Below are 15,017 nucleotides of genomic sequence, written 5' to 3'. Positions count from 1 at the left end.
ATCAACCTGATGACCTACGACATGGCCTACGGGACACAGTATTTCAACGCCAATTTGTATGATTCCAGCGCCTGGCCAACCGTCGCCGCAGCGGATAAATACAGCGTCGACTTTGTGGTCAATAACTATCTGGCCGCCGGACTGAAGCCGCAGCAGATGAACCTGGGCATCGGTTTCTATGGTCGCGTACCGAAGCGCTCCGTTGAGCCGGGTATCGACTGGAGTAAGCCGGATGCACAAAAGAATCCTGTGACGCAGCCCTATTTTGGCCCGCAGGAGATTGGCCTGTTCAAATCGCTGGGTTACGACCTGACCAAAGATACTTATGTGAAGTACAACGATATCGTGAAGACGTTGATAAACGATCCACAGAAACGCTTTACCGAGCACTGGGACGAGCAGGCTCAGGTGCCGTGGCTGTCCGTTAAGTCTGCCGAGGGCAAGGCGCTGTTTGCCCTGTCTTACGAAAATCCGCGCTCGGTCACCATTAAAGCGGAGTACATCAAAGCCAAGGGACTGGCCGGCGCGATGTTCTGGGAGTATGGTGCGGATGACAATAACCAGCTGGCGAAACAGCTGGCAGAGTCGCTGGGGATTAAGCACTAAACGTATACTGAGCCGGGTGGTGGTTACGCCCTACCCGGCCTTTGAAGCAGTTACGATTTAAACGTCGCGAACGGTTTCGGGGTGATACCGAAATCTTCTTTCAGCTCCCGCTTGCTCTTCATCACCATCTGACCTTGGGTGTCGATGGTCATATGCTGCGCCTCGGTGTTGTGACGCGCTTGCCACAGCATCACCAGTTGCAGACAATTCTCTTTTTGTTCCGCCGTCAGGGCCACGCCATCTGCCCATTTACCGAGCTCAACGGCCGTCACCAGCCGCTGATATACCTCTGGCGTCATGCCGTTAATCATCTCATCAATATTCATGCTCACCCTGGCTCCGAAGGAATAATTTGCTGAATCGATTTTTCAACCTTTCGTCTGGTCGCCATTCTGATCATCGGTGAAGCTTAACGAGGCAGAATTGACGCAGAAACGCTCGCCGGTCGGCTGAGGACCATCCGGGAAGACGTGACCGAGATGCGCGTCACATTTCCCGCAGCGGATCTCGATGCGCTGCATACCATGAGTGGTGTCGTCCAGGTAGCGAACAGCCTCTTCGCTGACCGGCTCATAAAAGCTTGGCCAGCCGCACCCTGAATCGTACTTACTCTGGGCGTTAAACAGTGCCGAGTCGCACACCAGGCAGTGGTATACGCCATCGCGCTTATTATGCAGCAAACGCCCGGTAAACGGCGGTTCGGTGCCGCGGTTTTGCGTCACGTAAAACTGCATTTCTGTGAGGTTTTTTTTGAGTTCTTCTGGGTTTTGTTTATTCGACATATGCTGACATCTCGCCGTTGAAACAGACAACTTTTAACGTCGATTCTAACAAAATATTAACAATGAAGTATGAACTTTTGTTCTAAACTTACTCGTCGCGTACAGGCACGCAGCGAAATGTGATCTACTCCACATTTTTATATGGGGAGCCCTTTAAACTTCCGGGCGCAGCCCCCACATGTGTGCAAGCTCAAAGGGAATGTGAGGCGAGTCAATCGAACAAAGGTAATGCGAAGGATTGATTTGTCGCAATGATTGACACGATTCCGCTTGACGCTGCGTAAGGTTTTTGTAATTTTACACGCAACCTTTTATTCACTAACAAATAGCTGGTGGAATATATGACTATCAAAGTAGGTATCAACGGTTTTGGCCGTATCGGCCGTATTGTTTTCCGTGCTGCTCAGGAACGTTCTGACATCGAGATCGTTGCAATCAACGACCTGTTAGACGCTGAATACATGGCTTACATGCTGAAGTACGACTCAACTCACGGTCGTTTCAACGGCACTGTAGAAGTCAAAGACGGCCACTTGGTCGTTAACGGCAAAACTATCCGTGTTACCGCAGAACGTGACCCGGCTAATCTGAAATGGAACGAAGTTAACGTTGACGTAGTTGCTGAAGCAACTGGTCTGTTCCTGACAGACGAAACTGCTCGTAAGCACATCACTGCTGGCGCGAAAAAAGTGGTTCTGACTGGTCCTTCTAAAGACAGCACTCCTATGTTCGTTCGTGGTGCTAACTTCGAGAAATATGCTGGCCAGGATATCGTTTCTAACGCATCTTGTACCACCAACTGCCTGGCTCCACTGGCTAAAGTTATCAACGACAACTTCGGTATCGTTGAAGGCCTGATGACTACTGTTCACGCAACAACTGCAACTCAGAAAACTGTTGATGGCCCGTCTCACAAAGACTGGCGCGGCGGCCGCGGTGCAGCTCAGAACATCATCCCTTCTTCTACCGGTGCTGCTAAAGCTGTAGGCGTTGTACTGCCAGAGCTGAACGGTAAAATCACTGGTATGGCGTTCCGCGTTCCAACTCCAAACGTGTCTGTTGTTGACCTGACCGTTCGTCTGGAAAAAGCTGCGTCTTACGAAGAAATCAAGAAAGCAATCAAAGCGGCTTCTGAAGGCCCAATGAAAGGCGTTCTGGGTTATACCGAAGACGACGTTGTATCTACTGATTTCAACGGCGAAATTTGTACTTCTGTGTTCGATGCTAAAGCGGGTATCGCACTGAACGACCATTTTGTGAAACTGGTTTCCTGGTACGACAACGAAACTGGCTACTCACACAAAGTACTGGATCTGATTGCTCACATCTCCAAATAAGTTGAGATGAGTCATTAAATCCTGAGAGGCGACCGATACGGTCGCCTTTTTTTTGGCCTTTGAACGATAGGTTGAGTCAATGATTAGCAAAATTTTTGCACTTCCAGTTATTGAACAAATTACCCCTTCCCTGTCCCGCCGCCAGATTGACGAGCTGGAAGTTATCGTGGTTGACCATCCACAAGCTCGCGGTTCTGTCACTTTGCAAGGCGCGCACCTGCTGTCCTGGAAACCAGCCGGTGAAGAAGAAGTACTTTGGCTGAGTGACAACACCCCGTTCCAGGACGGTAAAGCGATTCGTGGCGGTGTGCCAATCTGTTGGCCATGGTTTGGCCCAGCGGCGCAGCAAGACCTGCCAGCCCATGGTTTTGCACGGAACTTGCCATGGACACTGAGCGCACACAATGAAGATGAAAGCGGCGTCTCATTGACTTTCGAATTACAGAGCAGCGAGGCGACTCGCAAGTTCTGGCCACACGACTTTACCCTGTATGCCCGTTACAAGCTGGGTAAAACCTGTGAGATGGAACTGGAAGCGCACGGTGAATTCGACGTTAACTCAGCGCTACATACTTACTTCAACGTGGGCGATATTGCCGCAGTGAAAGTGAGCGGGCTAGGCAACAAGTATATCGATAAAGTGTTGAATGCAACTGAAGGCCAGTTAACCGACGGCGTGCAGACCTTCCCGGATCGCACTGACCGCGTTTATCTGGAACCAGAAGAATGCAGCGTTATTCACGATACGAGCCTGAATCGCACCATCGATGTTATCCATCACCATCACATCAATGTGGTTGGCTGGAACCCAGGCCCGGCACTGTCTGCTTCTATGGCAGATATGCCAGATGATGGTTACAAGACTTTCGTTTGTGTTGAGTCGGCTTGTGCCAGCGCACCGCAAAAAGCAACAGCTGAAAAACCTGCGCGTTTAGCGGCGACACTGCGTGTAGCGAAAAAAGCTTAAACCATATCTAAAGGCGTTTTGCGGCCCGGTGCCGGGAACGCCTTTTCCATTATTTCTATTTCGGCCTGACTCAACTCAACCTTCAGTGCTGCGGCATTCTCTGTTACGTGTGCCACACTGCCCGCTTTAGGAATCGCAATCACTCCTTCATGATGAATGACCCAAGCTAGCAACAGTTGCGCGACTGTCACCCCTTTCTGCTGGGCAAGAGTATTCAGCGCTGGATGATTCATTAATCCACTACGCAGACGACCGGCTTGTGCTAACGGGCAATACGCCATTACCGGCATTTTTTGCTGCTGACACCAGGGCAGTAGGTCATATTCAATACCGCGCGACGCGAGATGGTAAAGCACCTGATTGGTAGCACATTCGCGTCCACCAGCAATATTCGATAACTCCTGCATATCTGCGTAGTCGAGGTTTGAAACACCCCAACGGCGAATTTTGCCTTGTACTATCAGTTGCTGCATCACGCTGACGGTTTCTTCCAGTGCAATATCACCACGCCAGTGCAGCAAATAGAGATCAAGGTAATCAGTTTTCAGCCGCGTCAGGCTATCCTCGCAGGCCTGGATAGCGCTCTGTCCGGCGGCATTCCATGGATAGACTTTCGAGACGAGGAAAACTTCATCGCGCCTGCCGGTAATGGCCTCACCCACCACTTTCTCCGCCCCACCATTGGCATACATTTCTGCGGTATCGATAAGGGTCAGGCCGAGATCGATACCTGCGCGCAAGGCATTCACTTCATCTTTATGCTGCAAGGGGTTTTCACCCATATACCAGGTACCTTGCCCAATAGCAGGCAACGGTTTTGATTCAGAAAAGAGAATTTGTTTTGCCATCACATCTTCCTTAAATAGGTATGGGACATGTTTGATCTGAACATGATAATTAATCGTTGTACAACACAACCATTATCGCACCGGAACTGTCAACTTTTGGCCGTCATGTCTGGTTCCCTTTGCGGAAAATTAGCATGACCTTATTGGTGCAAATGCACTGGATGTGCGCACTATTTTAGCGCACATCCGTCGTCACAACAGGATAGTAACCTTTCAGGGGGGTGATTGATTCGACAGAACAGATAGGTGATTGTTTTTAAGATAAATGAAGGTGGGAGTCGAAATAAAAACGGGACATCAATGCCCCGTTAGAGTGCACTGACTGCACTATCAGAAACTATAGGTGATACCTGTCATCAAAATACCCGACCACTCTTTATCAATCATCGGGCTATTGGTGACTTCATCGGCCAGGTGTACATAGCGCCCCATGCCGAAAACGTTCCAGCTATCGGTTAACTTGTAGTTAACAGATAATTCAACATACGGGGTCCAGCTGTCCTCAGGATCATAGGAATCTAAACCACTGCGCAGTGACTCGCTCTTACTGATGCCATAGTAATATTCATTTTGGTTTTCGCTGTTCCACGTTATCCCGATGCCAGGAGTCAGGGTCAAACGATCGCTGTTGTAGCGATACAACCATGCGGTATCCCAGTTTACGCCGTTGCTATTGCCCAGCGTGTCACCCGCCAACACCGTACGCAGGAAACCATATTGCGTGTTATGCACGTAGGAAAGCCCCGCCATCAGAGTCGCTTTGCGATTTTCTAACTGGCGCATGCTTTTATAATCACTGTCCTTCGCGCGGAAAAAGATCGGCGAATAGTAGGTAATAATGGAAAGTTTGTCAGCCTGGTCATTCCACAGATAGTAACCTGCGGTTAACCCACGCAAGTAGAAGCTATCTCCTTCGTAACCCACCATCGGGATAGGGTACAAACGGTCCTGCTCGCCTTTGTACATATTAGGCGTCACCAGAGCTGCCGCGCCTAAAGACCAGGGGCCATCTGCTGCCTGTACGGTGGGAAAAATTGAAGCAATGAGTCCCCCCAATGTCAGAATTTTGATTTTGCTCACAATCCATCAAGTCCTTTAATCAAATAATTAACCATTGGAGTTTAACCCTCTAGCTTTCTTACCCCAAATTTTTTACCCATTTGAAACAACTATACCCAAGTTACTTCGAGATCTGGGATGTAAGCAACTGAACAACATCTCGCAAACAGGTTTCATCTTCTTTTCAGTTTTATGAATCACATGTGATACCAACCACTTCCCTTTACAACAAAAGGAGAATTATTTGGATGAGTTATTGATATGTCATTGAAATTGGCTTGTGGCCGTATGCAAGTTTTGCAAATTCCATCTACGCTTTATTTTAGGAAGACGAAATACGCTGAACGAGGCAATGAAAATGTCACGCTACCTTAAGACATTCAAGTTGTAGTAAACGCACTTACGACTTAAATGATGAAGGGTAAGAGAAGTTGGCATAAGGGTTGCTCGAGATTCAGGAGACGTCTTCCGGGAGCCTCCATTACTCATACGAACGGCTCTCTAACCTGTGCTAAATACGAAAGGACGGCATGCCATGAATATATTCGATCACTATCGCCAGCGTTATGAAGCTGCCAAGGACGAAGAGTTCACACTGCAGGAGTTTCTTGCAATTTGTAAGCAAGATCGCAGTGCCTATGTCAATGCGGCAGAACGGCTATTGATGGCCATTGGTGAGCCAGTGATGGTGGATACTGCCACCGAACCACGGCTGTCCCGTCTATTTTCGAATCGGGTAATTTCCCGTTATCCAGCGTTTGAAGAGTTCTATGGCATGGAAGAAGCCATTGAACAAATTGTTTCCTATCTTAAACATGCGGCCCAAGGTCTGGAAGAGAAGAAACAAATTCTCTACTTATTGGGACCGGTGGGTGGCGGTAAATCATCACTCGCTGAGCGCCTAAAGGCGTTAATGCAGCGCGTGCCAATTTACACGCTAAGTGCAAACGGGGAACGCAGCCCGGTGAATGACCACCCGCTGTGCCTGTTCAATCCGCAAGAAGATGCCACCATTCTTGAAAAAGAGTATGGCGTCCCGAATCGCTACCTGGGCACGATTATGTCTCCGTGGGCAGCAAAACGTCTGAATGAGTTTGGTGGCGACATCACCAAATTCCGTGTGGTGAAAGTCTGGCCATCGATTCTGGCGCAAATTGCGATTGCCAAAACTGAACCGGGTGATGAGAACAACCAGGATATCTCGGCGTTGGTCGGTAAAGTGGATATTCGTAAACTTGAAAACCACGCGCAGAACGATCCTGATGCGTACGGCTATTCCGGTGCCTTGTGCCGTGCAAACCAAGGCATCATGGAATTCGTTGAAATGTTCAAAGCACCTATTAAAGTGCTCCACCCGTTGCTGACGGCAACCCAGGAGGGCAACTATAACGGGACTGAAGGCATTTCCGCCCTGCCGTTTAACGGCATTATCCTTGCGCACTCAAACGAATCTGAGTGGGTGACGTTCCGTAACAACAAAAACAACGAGGCGTTCCTTGACCGTGTTTACATTGTCAAAGTGCCTTATTGCCTGCGGATTTCCGAAGAGATCAAAATCTACGAAAAACTGCTTACACGCAGTGAATTGTTACATGCACCTTGCGCCCCGGGCACCCTGGAAACACTGTCGCGCTTCTCGATCCTGTCACGTTTGAAAGATCCGGAAAACTCCAGCATTTACTCCAAAATGCGGGTGTACGATGGTGAAAGTCTGAAAGACACCGATCCGAAAGCGAAATCCTACCAGGAGTACCGCGATTACGCTGGTGTTGACGAAGGCATGAACGGGCTGTCGACACGTTTTGCGTTCAAAATCCTCTCTCGCGTGTTCAACTTTGACCATGCTGAAGTGGCCGCAAACCCGGTGCACCTGTTCTATGTGCTGGAACAACAGATCGAACGGGAACAGTTCCCGCAAGATTTGGCAGAGAAATATCTCGAACACCTGAAAGGCTACCTGATCCCGAAATACGCTGAATTTATCGGAAAAGAGATTCAGACGGCGTACCTCGAATCTTACTCAGAGTACGGACAAAACATTTTCGACCGTTATGTTACCTACGCTGACTTCTGGATTCAGGATCAGGAATACCGCGACCCGGATACTGGCCAGTTGTTTGACCGTGAATCCCTGAATGCGGAACTGGAAAAAATTGAGAAACCGGCAGGCATCAGCAACCCGAAAGATTTCCGTAATGAAATCGTTAACTTCGTGCTGCGTGCTCGCGCCAACAATAATGGTCGTAACCCTAATTGGACGAGCTATGAGAAGCTGCGTACGGTCATCGAGAAGAAAATGTTCTCAAACACCGAAGAGCTGCTGCCGGTAATTTCGTTCAATGCCAAAACCTCGACCGACGAGCAGAGAAAACACGATGACTTTGTCGATCGTATGATGGAGAAAGGCTATACCCGCAAACAAGTTCGCCTGCTGTGTGAATGGTATCTGCGGGTACGGAAATCTTCATAACGGCTGAGTCAAAGATGGGGCCACGCAGTGTGGCCCCCCTGCGCAGTTGGCAAAGAAGTTTGGGGGAACTATGGCCTATTTTATTGACAGGCGACTGAACGGCAAAAATAAAAGTGCGGTGAATCGCCAGCGCTTTTTGCGTCGTTATAAAGCACAGATTAAACAGTCGATTTCCGAGGCCATCAACAAGCGTTCGGTTACCGACGTGGATAGCGGCGAATCGGTCTCTATCCCAAGTGAAGATATCAGCGAGCCGTTGTTTCACCAGGGTCGTGGCGGTCTGCGCCATCGTGTTCATCCGGGTAACGATCACTTCGTGCAAAATGACCGAATTGAACGTCCACAGGGTGGTGGTGGCGGTTCCGGTGCAGGGCAAGGCCAGGCAAGCCAGGACGGTGAAGGCCAGGATGAGTTCGTCTTTCAAATTTCAAAAGACGAATATCTCGATTTATTGTTTGAAGATCTGGCTTTGCCGAATCTGCAGAGGAATCAGCATCGCCAAATTACCGAATTTAAATCTCATCGAGCAGGTTTCACTTCGAATGGTGTACCCGCCAACATCAGCGTTGTTCGTTCGTTGCAAAATTCGCTGGCCCGCCGCACCGCGATGACTGCGGGTAAACGCCGCCAGTTACACGAATTGGAAGACAGTCTTGAAACGGTGAGCAACAGTGAACCTGCGCAGTTGCTTGAAGAAGAACGCTTGCGCAAAGAGATTGCTGAACTGCGCGAGAAAATTGCCCGCGTACCGTTTATCGATACCTTCGATTTACGCTACAAAAATTATGAAAAACGCCCTGAGCCTTCAAGCCAGGCGGTTATGTTCTGCTTGATGGATGTCTCGGGTTCGATGGACCAGGCGACCAAAGACATGGCTAAACGCTTTTATATCCTGCTCTATTTGTTCCTGAGTCGGACCTATAAAAACGTGGAGGTGGTTTATATCCGCCACCATACTCAAGCCAAGGAAGTTGATGAACACGAGTTCTTTTACTCACAGGAAACGGGCGGCACGATTGTTTCAAGCGCCCTGAAACTGATGGATGAAGTCGTGAAAGAGCGCTACGACCCGGCATTGTGGAATATCTATGCCGCGCAGGCATCTGATGGTGATAACTGGGCAGACGATTCACCGTTGTGTCATGAATTGCTGGCGAAAAAATTACTGCCGATGGTGCGTTACTATAGTTATATCGAAATTACGCGTCGCGCCCACCAGACTCTGTGGCGTGAATATGAAGATTTACAATCAACGTTTGATAACTTCGCCATGCAACATATTCGCGACCAGGATGATATCTATCCGGTGTTCCGCGAACTGTTCCATAAGCAGGCGAGCAACTCTCACAATTAGTATTTAAAAATCAGCCAGTTAACCTCATTTTCTGGCTGATTTATTTCCTTTCCCATCCCACGGGCAAACAGTTCTCATTTTTTACTCTCGCCAACAAGCAACTGATAACCGCATATCAATATGTGTCCGGTATTCACTTCGCCCTATTCCATATTGTTGTATTGCGTACATGAACATTCTTGTTGTATCACCACAGGTTGCTCTAAATACTCAGCTAACTGGAGCCAGAGTACGGATGAATACCCATGTAGTTCAAATGGTTTTCATTGATCAAAAACAGCCTAATCGATCGTCTAAAACGCTATAACTTTATAATCATGACTATGCAACTGCACAAAATATTGGCTATCTGTTTAAAAAGACTTATGAAATAACATCGCTGCACGTAAAGTAAGAATTAACAATAAAAATAGCTTTCCCATTATATTTCGCAAGGAACCACGATGATCTTCGACTCGACACTTTTAATCCTGCTGGCACTTGCTGGGCTAGGATTTGTCAGCCATAACACTACCGTTGCGGTATCCATTCTGGTGCTTATCATTGTCCGGGTTACCCCATTGAGTCAGTTTTTCCCCTGGATTGAAAAACAGGGGCTGACAGTGGGGATTATCATTTTGACGATTGGCGTTATGGCTCCGATTGCCAGTGGCACCTTGCCTGCAAGTACCCTGCTACACTCGTTTACCCACTGGAAATCGCTGGTTGCAATCGCGGTCGGTGTGTTCGTCTCCTGGCTCGGTGGACGCGGCGTAACGCTCATGAGCAGCCAGCCGAGTTTAGTGGCAGGGCTGTTGGTTGGAACGGTTTTAGGTGTGGCATTATTCCGCGGGGTGCCTGTTGGGCCGCTTATCGCCGCAGGACTTGTGTCGCTTATCATCGGCAAACAGTGAACAGCGCAGCTCGTCCTGGCCACGCTTCCTGATTAACGCTGTGCCGCTTTAAGCAACGCCTCAACTAACGGTGAAGGCATATCCTTTAATGCGTTACGTTCATGCTGGAAAAGTGTCCCGACAAAAAATGGATGCCCACGAAGCTCGACTACACGGATTTCACCTTGCTTATCCCACCCAGTGGGCTGCAAATCAGATGTCTTCATCTGATCGGCGAAAAAGCCAGCAATACCGTAATTGCAGTGGTAACCCTCTTCAATTTGCGACCATCCATAAGCTTCAGCAATCAATGACCCGGGTTTAAGTTCGATAGCGTCGGATTTGTCCACCAGCGAACAACTTAATGGCCCAATAACCAGTCGTCCCTCACGGTTGGTTTCGGCATGACCTGCGTCGTCCCAATCCAATACATTACGCGCATACTCGATGATAGCGTGCTGGAAACCACCGCACGTACCAAGAAACGGAATTTGGTTCTCACGAGCATAACGGATTGCCAGAAAGGCACCGTCTTCATTTTGATAGGGGCTAGCCGGAACGCACCAAATGGCGTCATAGCCCACCAGGTCTTCAGGGCTTGTCACTTCCGGAGTGGGCAACCAATCATAGTCGACGGTAACGCCAACATATTCAGCTGCATTATCTAAAGCCAGAGGAATAGCCTGATGTGCGATGACTGTAGAGTTGTAGTCACCAACCAGCGCAACGCGAAGAGTTTCTTTCAAGGGTAATAGAGACATTTATTTGATTATCCTTATGTTTAAAAACATCTACTACATAAGGAATGATAGATTATGCCACTACCTTTTGCCTTGCAACGCCCAAAGATGGTAGCTTTCAGGGGATCACACAACCTGGAACGGGCGTTGCGGCGGCATTGGCATTACTACGTCAAAATGGTATTGAGGTTTACGCTGAAGCTGAAATTTCTGCGTTAATCGCCCGTGTTAAGGCATTAGACAAAGCGTTGACGTTAAAGGAACAGGCTAATCACGGATAATTTCCTGTCAATCACCCCAGCCCATTCAGTTAACAGCCAGCTCTTGCTCAATCTCTGGCAATAACGTCTTGTCGAGTGGCAGCAGATATTCTGCGCGAACAAAGGTATAACCTTCGCGGCCATCGAAAGCCACCACGTTGCCAGTCACTAACCACAGCGAATGATTTGCATCATGCGGAAGTTGCATCACCACACCCGTGACCGGATTAACAAAACTTTCGCCCGGTTCGCACAGACCAAAAAGATCGACTGACTTACCAATGTTCACACGCCCGGCGACGGTACGGGAACCTATAATCATTGCCAGCATTCCCGGTTTTAACTGAAACATAAAACGACTCTGTAGCTCATTAAATAATTAGCTATATCAGAACATTCTTAGATGAAAAAGTAAACAGGGGCAGTTAAGTACGATTAGCATTCTCTGGCGAGCGACCATTTCAGTCACCCGCTGCGTTAGCTTTAAGTCAATGATTTGGTTTTATTTTATTAATCCCGGGTTTGTACCCAGAATGCATGGATTAATCCAGGGATATAACCCAACAGTGTCAGTACAATATTCAGAATAAATGCCCAACCGAATCCCTTCGCTAATAAAACACCAAGCGGAGGTAAAATAATCGTAAAAATAATACGCCAAAAACCCATAAAAAAACTCCAGTTGTTCAAGTTACATACCCAAAATAATGCAAGTTGCATTGAGGCGGCAAGTGAACAAGTCCCGATGAGCTTACATAAGTAAGTGACTTGGGTGAGTGAACGCAGCCAACAAAGATGCAGCTTGAAGTATGGCGGGTATATACATTTAAAAAAGTAAACTCAAGCATAGTCTACACAGCGTAAACCAACTGAAGGTACATCGTTAATTAATGTAAAGAATAGTGTTAACCTTATTAAGGTCATGGGATTGATGGTATGGGTAAAGGTGGGATTTGGTAAATTTTAGATAATAAAAAACCCGCACATGGCGGGTTTATTCACTTTGACTTCCGGCTCGGGTTATTCACCGTCTTCGCATGCGTCAGTCGCAGTATGCGTTAGCAGTCTTACAGAGCAACAACGTTAGTTGCTGATGGACCTTTAGCGCCGTTCTCAACAGAGAACTCAACTTTCTGACCTTCGTCCAGAGTTTTGAAATCATTGCTCTGAATGGCAGAGAAGTGAACGAACACATCTTTGCTACCATTGTCAGGAGTGATGAAGCCGAAACCTTTTTCTGGGTTGAACCATTTTACTAAACCAGTCATTTTAGACATAGATACTTCCTCAATATTTTATAGCCATTTAATATGGCGAACGTGGTCTGTATTGCAGAACGTTTCTTATTTAGGCACTTAGGAGGAGACTCACGAAGAAGGGTATCTGATGACTTGATAGCGCTTGAACTGAGGACTGCTTTACTAAAACTGCTTTCATAAGGTCTGTCTTCCAAACCGATGACGCATTAACGCACGGCAGCGCACTTGAAGCAAGAATTATTTTCAATTAATAATTTTCTCATTAGGGCCACACATCATCCAGCGTCACACCCTCATCACCCTGCGCATCTATTTTTCAATCAAAACAACATCACGAGAGCTATAGTTAAACGGTATGCAACTGAATTGCTTATTATATGGTGTGACCATGGTGCGCTTGGTGTTGGTACTACTCTTGACCTCTGCTTGTTTGCCGATGACATATGCAGCCACCGATGAGCAGCATTTGAAGTTTGAAACCAAAATATCGGCAGTTTTTGGTGACTATGATGTGATGAAGAAACGGCGCATCATTCGAGTGTTGATACCTTACAGTAAAACATTTTACTTTATTGATAACAGTGGGACCCAACGGGGCATCATGTTTGAGTTGATGCAACAGTTTGATAAGCAAATCAATAAAGGTCTTAAGTCTTCAAAAAAAACACATTTTCTCTTTATACCCACCGCTCGCGACCAACTTATTCCGCAGCTTATCGCCGGGCGTGGGGATATCATCGCGGCTAACTTAACGATGACATCTGAACGCGAAAAATGGGTCGATTTCAGTGCTCCGCTGGCAACGCATATCCATGAAGTCGTTATCGCCAATAACAAAGCGCCCGAACTCAAAAGCGTCGATTCCCTTTCGGGGCAATCTCTGTTTGTGAATCCTTCGACCAGCTACCTCTCCAGCATTAACATACTGAATAAAAACCTGACCGAGAAACAACTCTCACCTGTAGTGGTGACCAAAGCCCCTGGAAATTTCGAACCTGAGGACATTCTGGAAATGGTAAACGCCAATCTTGCGGACTACACCGTGGTTGACCGTTACCTGGCCATATTATGGCAGCAGATTTATCCAAACCTGGTGGTTTATGAAAACATTACTCTGCGTGATGATGGCTCTATCGCATTCGCGATGCGCAAGAACTCCCCGCTTCTGAAAGCCCAACTGGATAAATTTACTGCCGTACATAAAATTGGCACTTCCTTCGGCAATCAACAAGTTTATAAGTATTTACGCAATACCAAATGGGTTAAAGATGCACGCTCGCATGAGGAGTTAGAGAAGTTTTATCAGGTTACAGAAATCTTCCGCAAATACGGTGAACAATATAATGTCGACTGGCTCATGATGGCGGCTCAAGGGTATCAAGAGTCACGGCTTGACCAAACATTGCGCAGCAAAAGTGGTGCGATTGGCGTAATGCAAGTGTTGCCGTCTACTGGCAAAGAGTTAAAAGTCGGCGATATCAGGCTGATAGACCCTAATATTAATGCTGGGGTGAAATATATCCGTTTCATGCGCGATCGTTATTTTGCTGACGAGAAAATGACAGATCTGAACAAACTCCTTTTCACCTTTGCCTCTTATAATGCCGGCCCGGCCAAAATTGCCCGTTTACGCAAAGAGGCTACGACTAAAGGCCTTGATCCCAATGTCTGGTTTAATAATGTAGAACGTATTGCACAACTGCGTATAGGCAATGAAACCGTGCAATATGTGAGCAATATTTACAAATATTACGTCGCCTACCAACTGATAATGGTACAGGCTAAAGCACGTAAAACCCAAAGGCCGCTTGCCACCAGTAAATCGGGATAGACTGCGCAATTGTCTTGCTGAGTTCACTTTTTCAGGAACTCCGCTTGCCTTGAATGTCGAGATTTATTACTGTATATAAACACAGCTTTAATAGGGAAGTATCAATGTTCGTTGAACTGGTTTACGACAAACGAAATGTGGCGGGGCTTCCCGGCGCAAATGAAAAGATTCTTGAAGAATTAACTCGACGGGTTCACACCATCTTCCCTGATGCGCAAGTCAGGGTGAAACCCATGCAGGCGAATGCAGTGAATAGTGACTGCACCAAGAATGAAAAAGAGAAGATTAACCGTCTGGTTGAAGAGATGTTCGATGAAGCAGACTTCTGGCTGGTCAGTGAAGAATAGTTGTCAGTCGAGGTAGGGTAGAAAAATGAGATTATCCATGGCATTTCTCCTACTATGATCTTCGCAACACTACGTCAGGTGTCTTTTAAACAAGTCGAGAAGTTATGAGAAAAACAACGGTAATATTAATCCTGGTGGCAATTGTGGTTTGGTTTGCAAGCCAACAGGGCTGGATCTAACCCACCCGTCATTGAGGAAGCGCTTTTTGCATTTAGCCTTCCTCTCCCCCACTTCACATTTGCTAAAACACAGACGAAAAAAAACCACCTGAAAGGTGGTTTTTTT

Annotated in this window: 17 protein-coding genes; 9 read left to right on the top strand and 8 right to left on the bottom strand. The window is 47.3% G+C overall.

Annotated elements, in window-relative coordinates; all coding sequences use genetic code 11:
- Positions 1–606 (top strand): glycoside hydrolase family 18 protein (locus tag VJY99_RS15365; RefSeq protein ID WP_324119968.1); only part of this gene is annotated, 606 nt, incomplete at its 5' end.
- Positions 607–656: 50 nt separating this feature from the next.
- Here the strand turns inward: VJY99_RS15365 and VJY99_RS15360 are convergent.
- Entirely contained in the window at positions 657–932 is a 276-nt protein-coding gene (locus VJY99_RS15360) for a YeaC family protein (RefSeq protein WP_324119973.1), read from the bottom strand.
- 42 nt (positions 933–974) lie between these two features.
- The gene (gene msrB, locus VJY99_RS15355) at positions 975–1,388 is read right to left on the bottom strand and encodes a peptide-methionine (R)-S-oxide reductase MsrB (protein WP_271283882.1); all 414 of its coding nucleotides are present in this window, start codon (positions 1,386–1,388) and stop codon (positions 975–977) included.
- Positions 1,389–1,729: 341 nt separating this feature from the next.
- Here msrB and gapA point away from each other — a divergent pair, with 341 nt between their 5' ends.
- Positions 1,730–2,725: a glyceraldehyde-3-phosphate dehydrogenase gene (gene gapA, locus VJY99_RS15350; RefSeq protein ID WP_324119964.1), complete on the top strand. Its 996-nt coding sequence runs from the start codon at positions 1,730–1,732 to the stop codon at positions 2,723–2,725.
- Positions 2,726–2,804: 79 nt separating this feature from the next.
- The gene (locus VJY99_RS15345) at positions 2,805–3,692 is read left to right on the top strand and encodes a D-hexose-6-phosphate mutarotase (protein ID WP_324119962.1); all 888 of its coding nucleotides are present in this window, start codon (positions 2,805–2,807) and stop codon (positions 3,690–3,692) included.
- Here the strand turns inward: VJY99_RS15345 and VJY99_RS15340 are convergent.
- Complete coding sequence (locus tag VJY99_RS15340) at positions 3,689–4,543, bottom strand: aldo/keto reductase (RefSeq protein ID WP_414641602.1); 855 nt, start codon at positions 4,541–4,543, stop codon at positions 3,689–3,691. The two genes, VJY99_RS15345 and VJY99_RS15340, sit on opposite strands and share 4 nt — an antisense overlap.
- A 327-nt stretch (positions 4,544–4,870) precedes the next feature.
- A complete protein-coding gene (locus VJY99_RS15335; RefSeq protein ID WP_324119958.1) occupies positions 4,871–5,620 on the bottom strand; it encodes a MipA/OmpV family protein in 750 nt (249 codons plus the stop codon).
- A 514-nt stretch (positions 5,621–6,134) separates the two neighbouring features.
- Between VJY99_RS15335 and yeaG the strand changes: the two genes are divergently transcribed.
- From yeaG to VJY99_RS15320, 3 genes are all read left to right on the top strand, one after another.
- Positions 6,135–8,069, top strand: coding sequence for a protein kinase YeaG (gene yeaG, locus VJY99_RS15330; RefSeq protein ID WP_324119956.1), 1,935 nt, complete (start codon positions 6,135–6,137; stop codon positions 8,067–8,069).
- Positions 8,070–8,139: 70 nt separating this feature from the next.
- On the top strand, positions 8,140–9,423 hold the full coding sequence (locus VJY99_RS15325) for a YeaH/YhbH family protein (protein ID WP_324119954.1): 1,284 nt from the start codon (positions 8,140–8,142) through the stop codon (positions 9,421–9,423).
- A 446-nt stretch (positions 9,424–9,869) separates the two neighbouring features.
- Positions 9,870–10,316 carry a DUF441 domain-containing protein gene (locus VJY99_RS15320; protein WP_324119971.1) on the top strand — a complete coding sequence of 149 codons (447 nt, stop codon included), beginning with the start codon at positions 9,870–9,872 and terminating at the stop codon, positions 10,314–10,316.
- Between the two features lie 32 nt (positions 10,317–10,348).
- On the opposite strand, the gene VJY99_RS15315 is transcribed toward VJY99_RS15320, so the two are convergent.
- Positions 10,349–11,056, bottom strand: coding sequence for a CTP synthase C-terminal region-related (seleno)protein (locus VJY99_RS15315; protein ID WP_324119952.1), 708 nt, complete (start codon positions 11,054–11,056; stop codon positions 10,349–10,351).
- Positions 11,057–11,100: 44 nt separating this feature from the next.
- Here VJY99_RS15315 and VJY99_RS15310 point away from each other — a divergent pair, with 44 nt between their 5' ends.
- Entirely contained in the window at positions 11,101–11,316 is a 216-nt protein-coding gene (locus VJY99_RS15310) for a hypothetical protein (protein ID WP_324119950.1), read from the top strand.
- 25 nt (positions 11,317–11,341) lie between these two features.
- Here VJY99_RS15310 and VJY99_RS15305 read toward each other — a convergent pair whose 3' ends face one another.
- From VJY99_RS15305 to cspE, 3 genes are all read right to left on the bottom strand, one after another.
- Positions 11,342–11,647: a hypothetical protein gene (locus VJY99_RS15305; RefSeq protein WP_324119949.1), complete on the bottom strand. Its 306-nt coding sequence runs from the start codon at positions 11,645–11,647 to the stop codon at positions 11,342–11,344.
- 158 nt (positions 11,648–11,805) lie between these two features.
- Positions 11,806–11,964, bottom strand: a complete 159-nt coding sequence (locus tag VJY99_RS15300) for a YqaE/Pmp3 family membrane protein (RefSeq protein ID WP_324119946.1) — start codon at positions 11,962–11,964, stop codon at positions 11,806–11,808.
- 398 nt (positions 11,965–12,362) lie between these two features.
- On the bottom strand, positions 12,363–12,572 hold the full coding sequence (gene cspE / locus VJY99_RS15295) for a transcription antiterminator/RNA stability regulator CspE (protein ID WP_034456078.1): 210 nt from the start codon (positions 12,570–12,572) through the stop codon (positions 12,363–12,365).
- A 337-nt stretch (positions 12,573–12,909) separates the two neighbouring features.
- On the opposite strand from cspE, the gene VJY99_RS15290 reads away from it, so the two are divergent.
- A complete protein-coding gene (locus tag VJY99_RS15290) occupies positions 12,910–14,385 on the top strand; it encodes a transporter substrate-binding domain-containing protein (RefSeq protein ID WP_414641601.1) in 1,476 nt (491 codons plus the stop codon).
- Between the two features lie 104 nt (positions 14,386–14,489).
- Positions 14,490–14,732 carry a DinI family protein gene (locus tag VJY99_RS15285; RefSeq protein ID WP_324119942.1) on the top strand — a complete coding sequence of 81 codons (243 nt, stop codon included), beginning with the start codon at positions 14,490–14,492 and terminating at the stop codon, positions 14,730–14,732.
- The last annotated feature ends 285 nt before the right edge of the window (positions 14,733–15,017 follow it).

Origin of the sequence: Buttiauxella sp. (assembly GCF_035271705.1) — a bacterium.
Classification (GTDB): Bacteria; Pseudomonadota; Gammaproteobacteria; order Enterobacterales; family Enterobacteriaceae; genus Buttiauxella.
This window is presented reverse-complemented; position numbering and strand designations above follow the sequence as displayed.

Coding starts and splice junctions, on each gene's coding strand:
- VJY99_RS15325 (WP_324119954.1), top strand. CDS start 8,140: ATGGCCTATTTTATTGACAGGCGACTGAACGGCAAAAATAAAAGTGCG.
- VJY99_RS15315 (WP_324119952.1), bottom strand. CDS start 11,056: ATGTCTCTATTACCCTTGAAAGAAACTCTTCGCGTTGCGCTGGTTGGT.
- VJY99_RS15290 (WP_414641601.1), top strand. CDS start 12,910: ATGCAACTGAATTGCTTATTATATGGTGTGACCATGGTGCGCTTGGTG.
- VJY99_RS15310 (WP_324119950.1), top strand. CDS start 11,101: ATGATAGATTATGCCACTACCTTTTGCCTTGCAACGCCCAAAGATGGT.
- msrB (WP_271283882.1), bottom strand. CDS start 1,388: ATGTCGAATAAACAAAACCCAGAAGAACTCAAAAAAAACCTCACAGAA.
- yeaG (WP_324119956.1), top strand. CDS start 6,135: ATGAATATATTCGATCACTATCGCCAGCGTTATGAAGCTGCCAAGGAC.
- VJY99_RS15360 (WP_324119973.1), bottom strand. CDS start 932: ATGAATATTGATGAGATGATTAACGGCATGACGCCAGAGGTATATCAG.
- cspE (WP_034456078.1), bottom strand. CDS start 12,572: ATGTCTAAAATGACTGGTTTAGTAAAATGGTTCAACCCAGAAAAAGGT.
- VJY99_RS15345 (WP_324119962.1), top strand. CDS start 2,805: ATGATTAGCAAAATTTTTGCACTTCCAGTTATTGAACAAATTACCCCT.
- gapA (WP_324119964.1), top strand. CDS start 1,730: ATGACTATCAAAGTAGGTATCAACGGTTTTGGCCGTATCGGCCGTATT.
- VJY99_RS15285 (WP_324119942.1), top strand. CDS start 14,490: ATGTTCGTTGAACTGGTTTACGACAAACGAAATGTGGCGGGGCTTCCC.
- VJY99_RS15300 (WP_324119946.1), bottom strand. CDS start 11,964: ATGGGTTTTTGGCGTATTATTTTTACGATTATTTTACCTCCGCTTGGT.
- VJY99_RS15305 (WP_324119949.1), bottom strand. CDS start 11,647: ATGTTTCAGTTAAAACCGGGAATGCTGGCAATGATTATAGGTTCCCGT.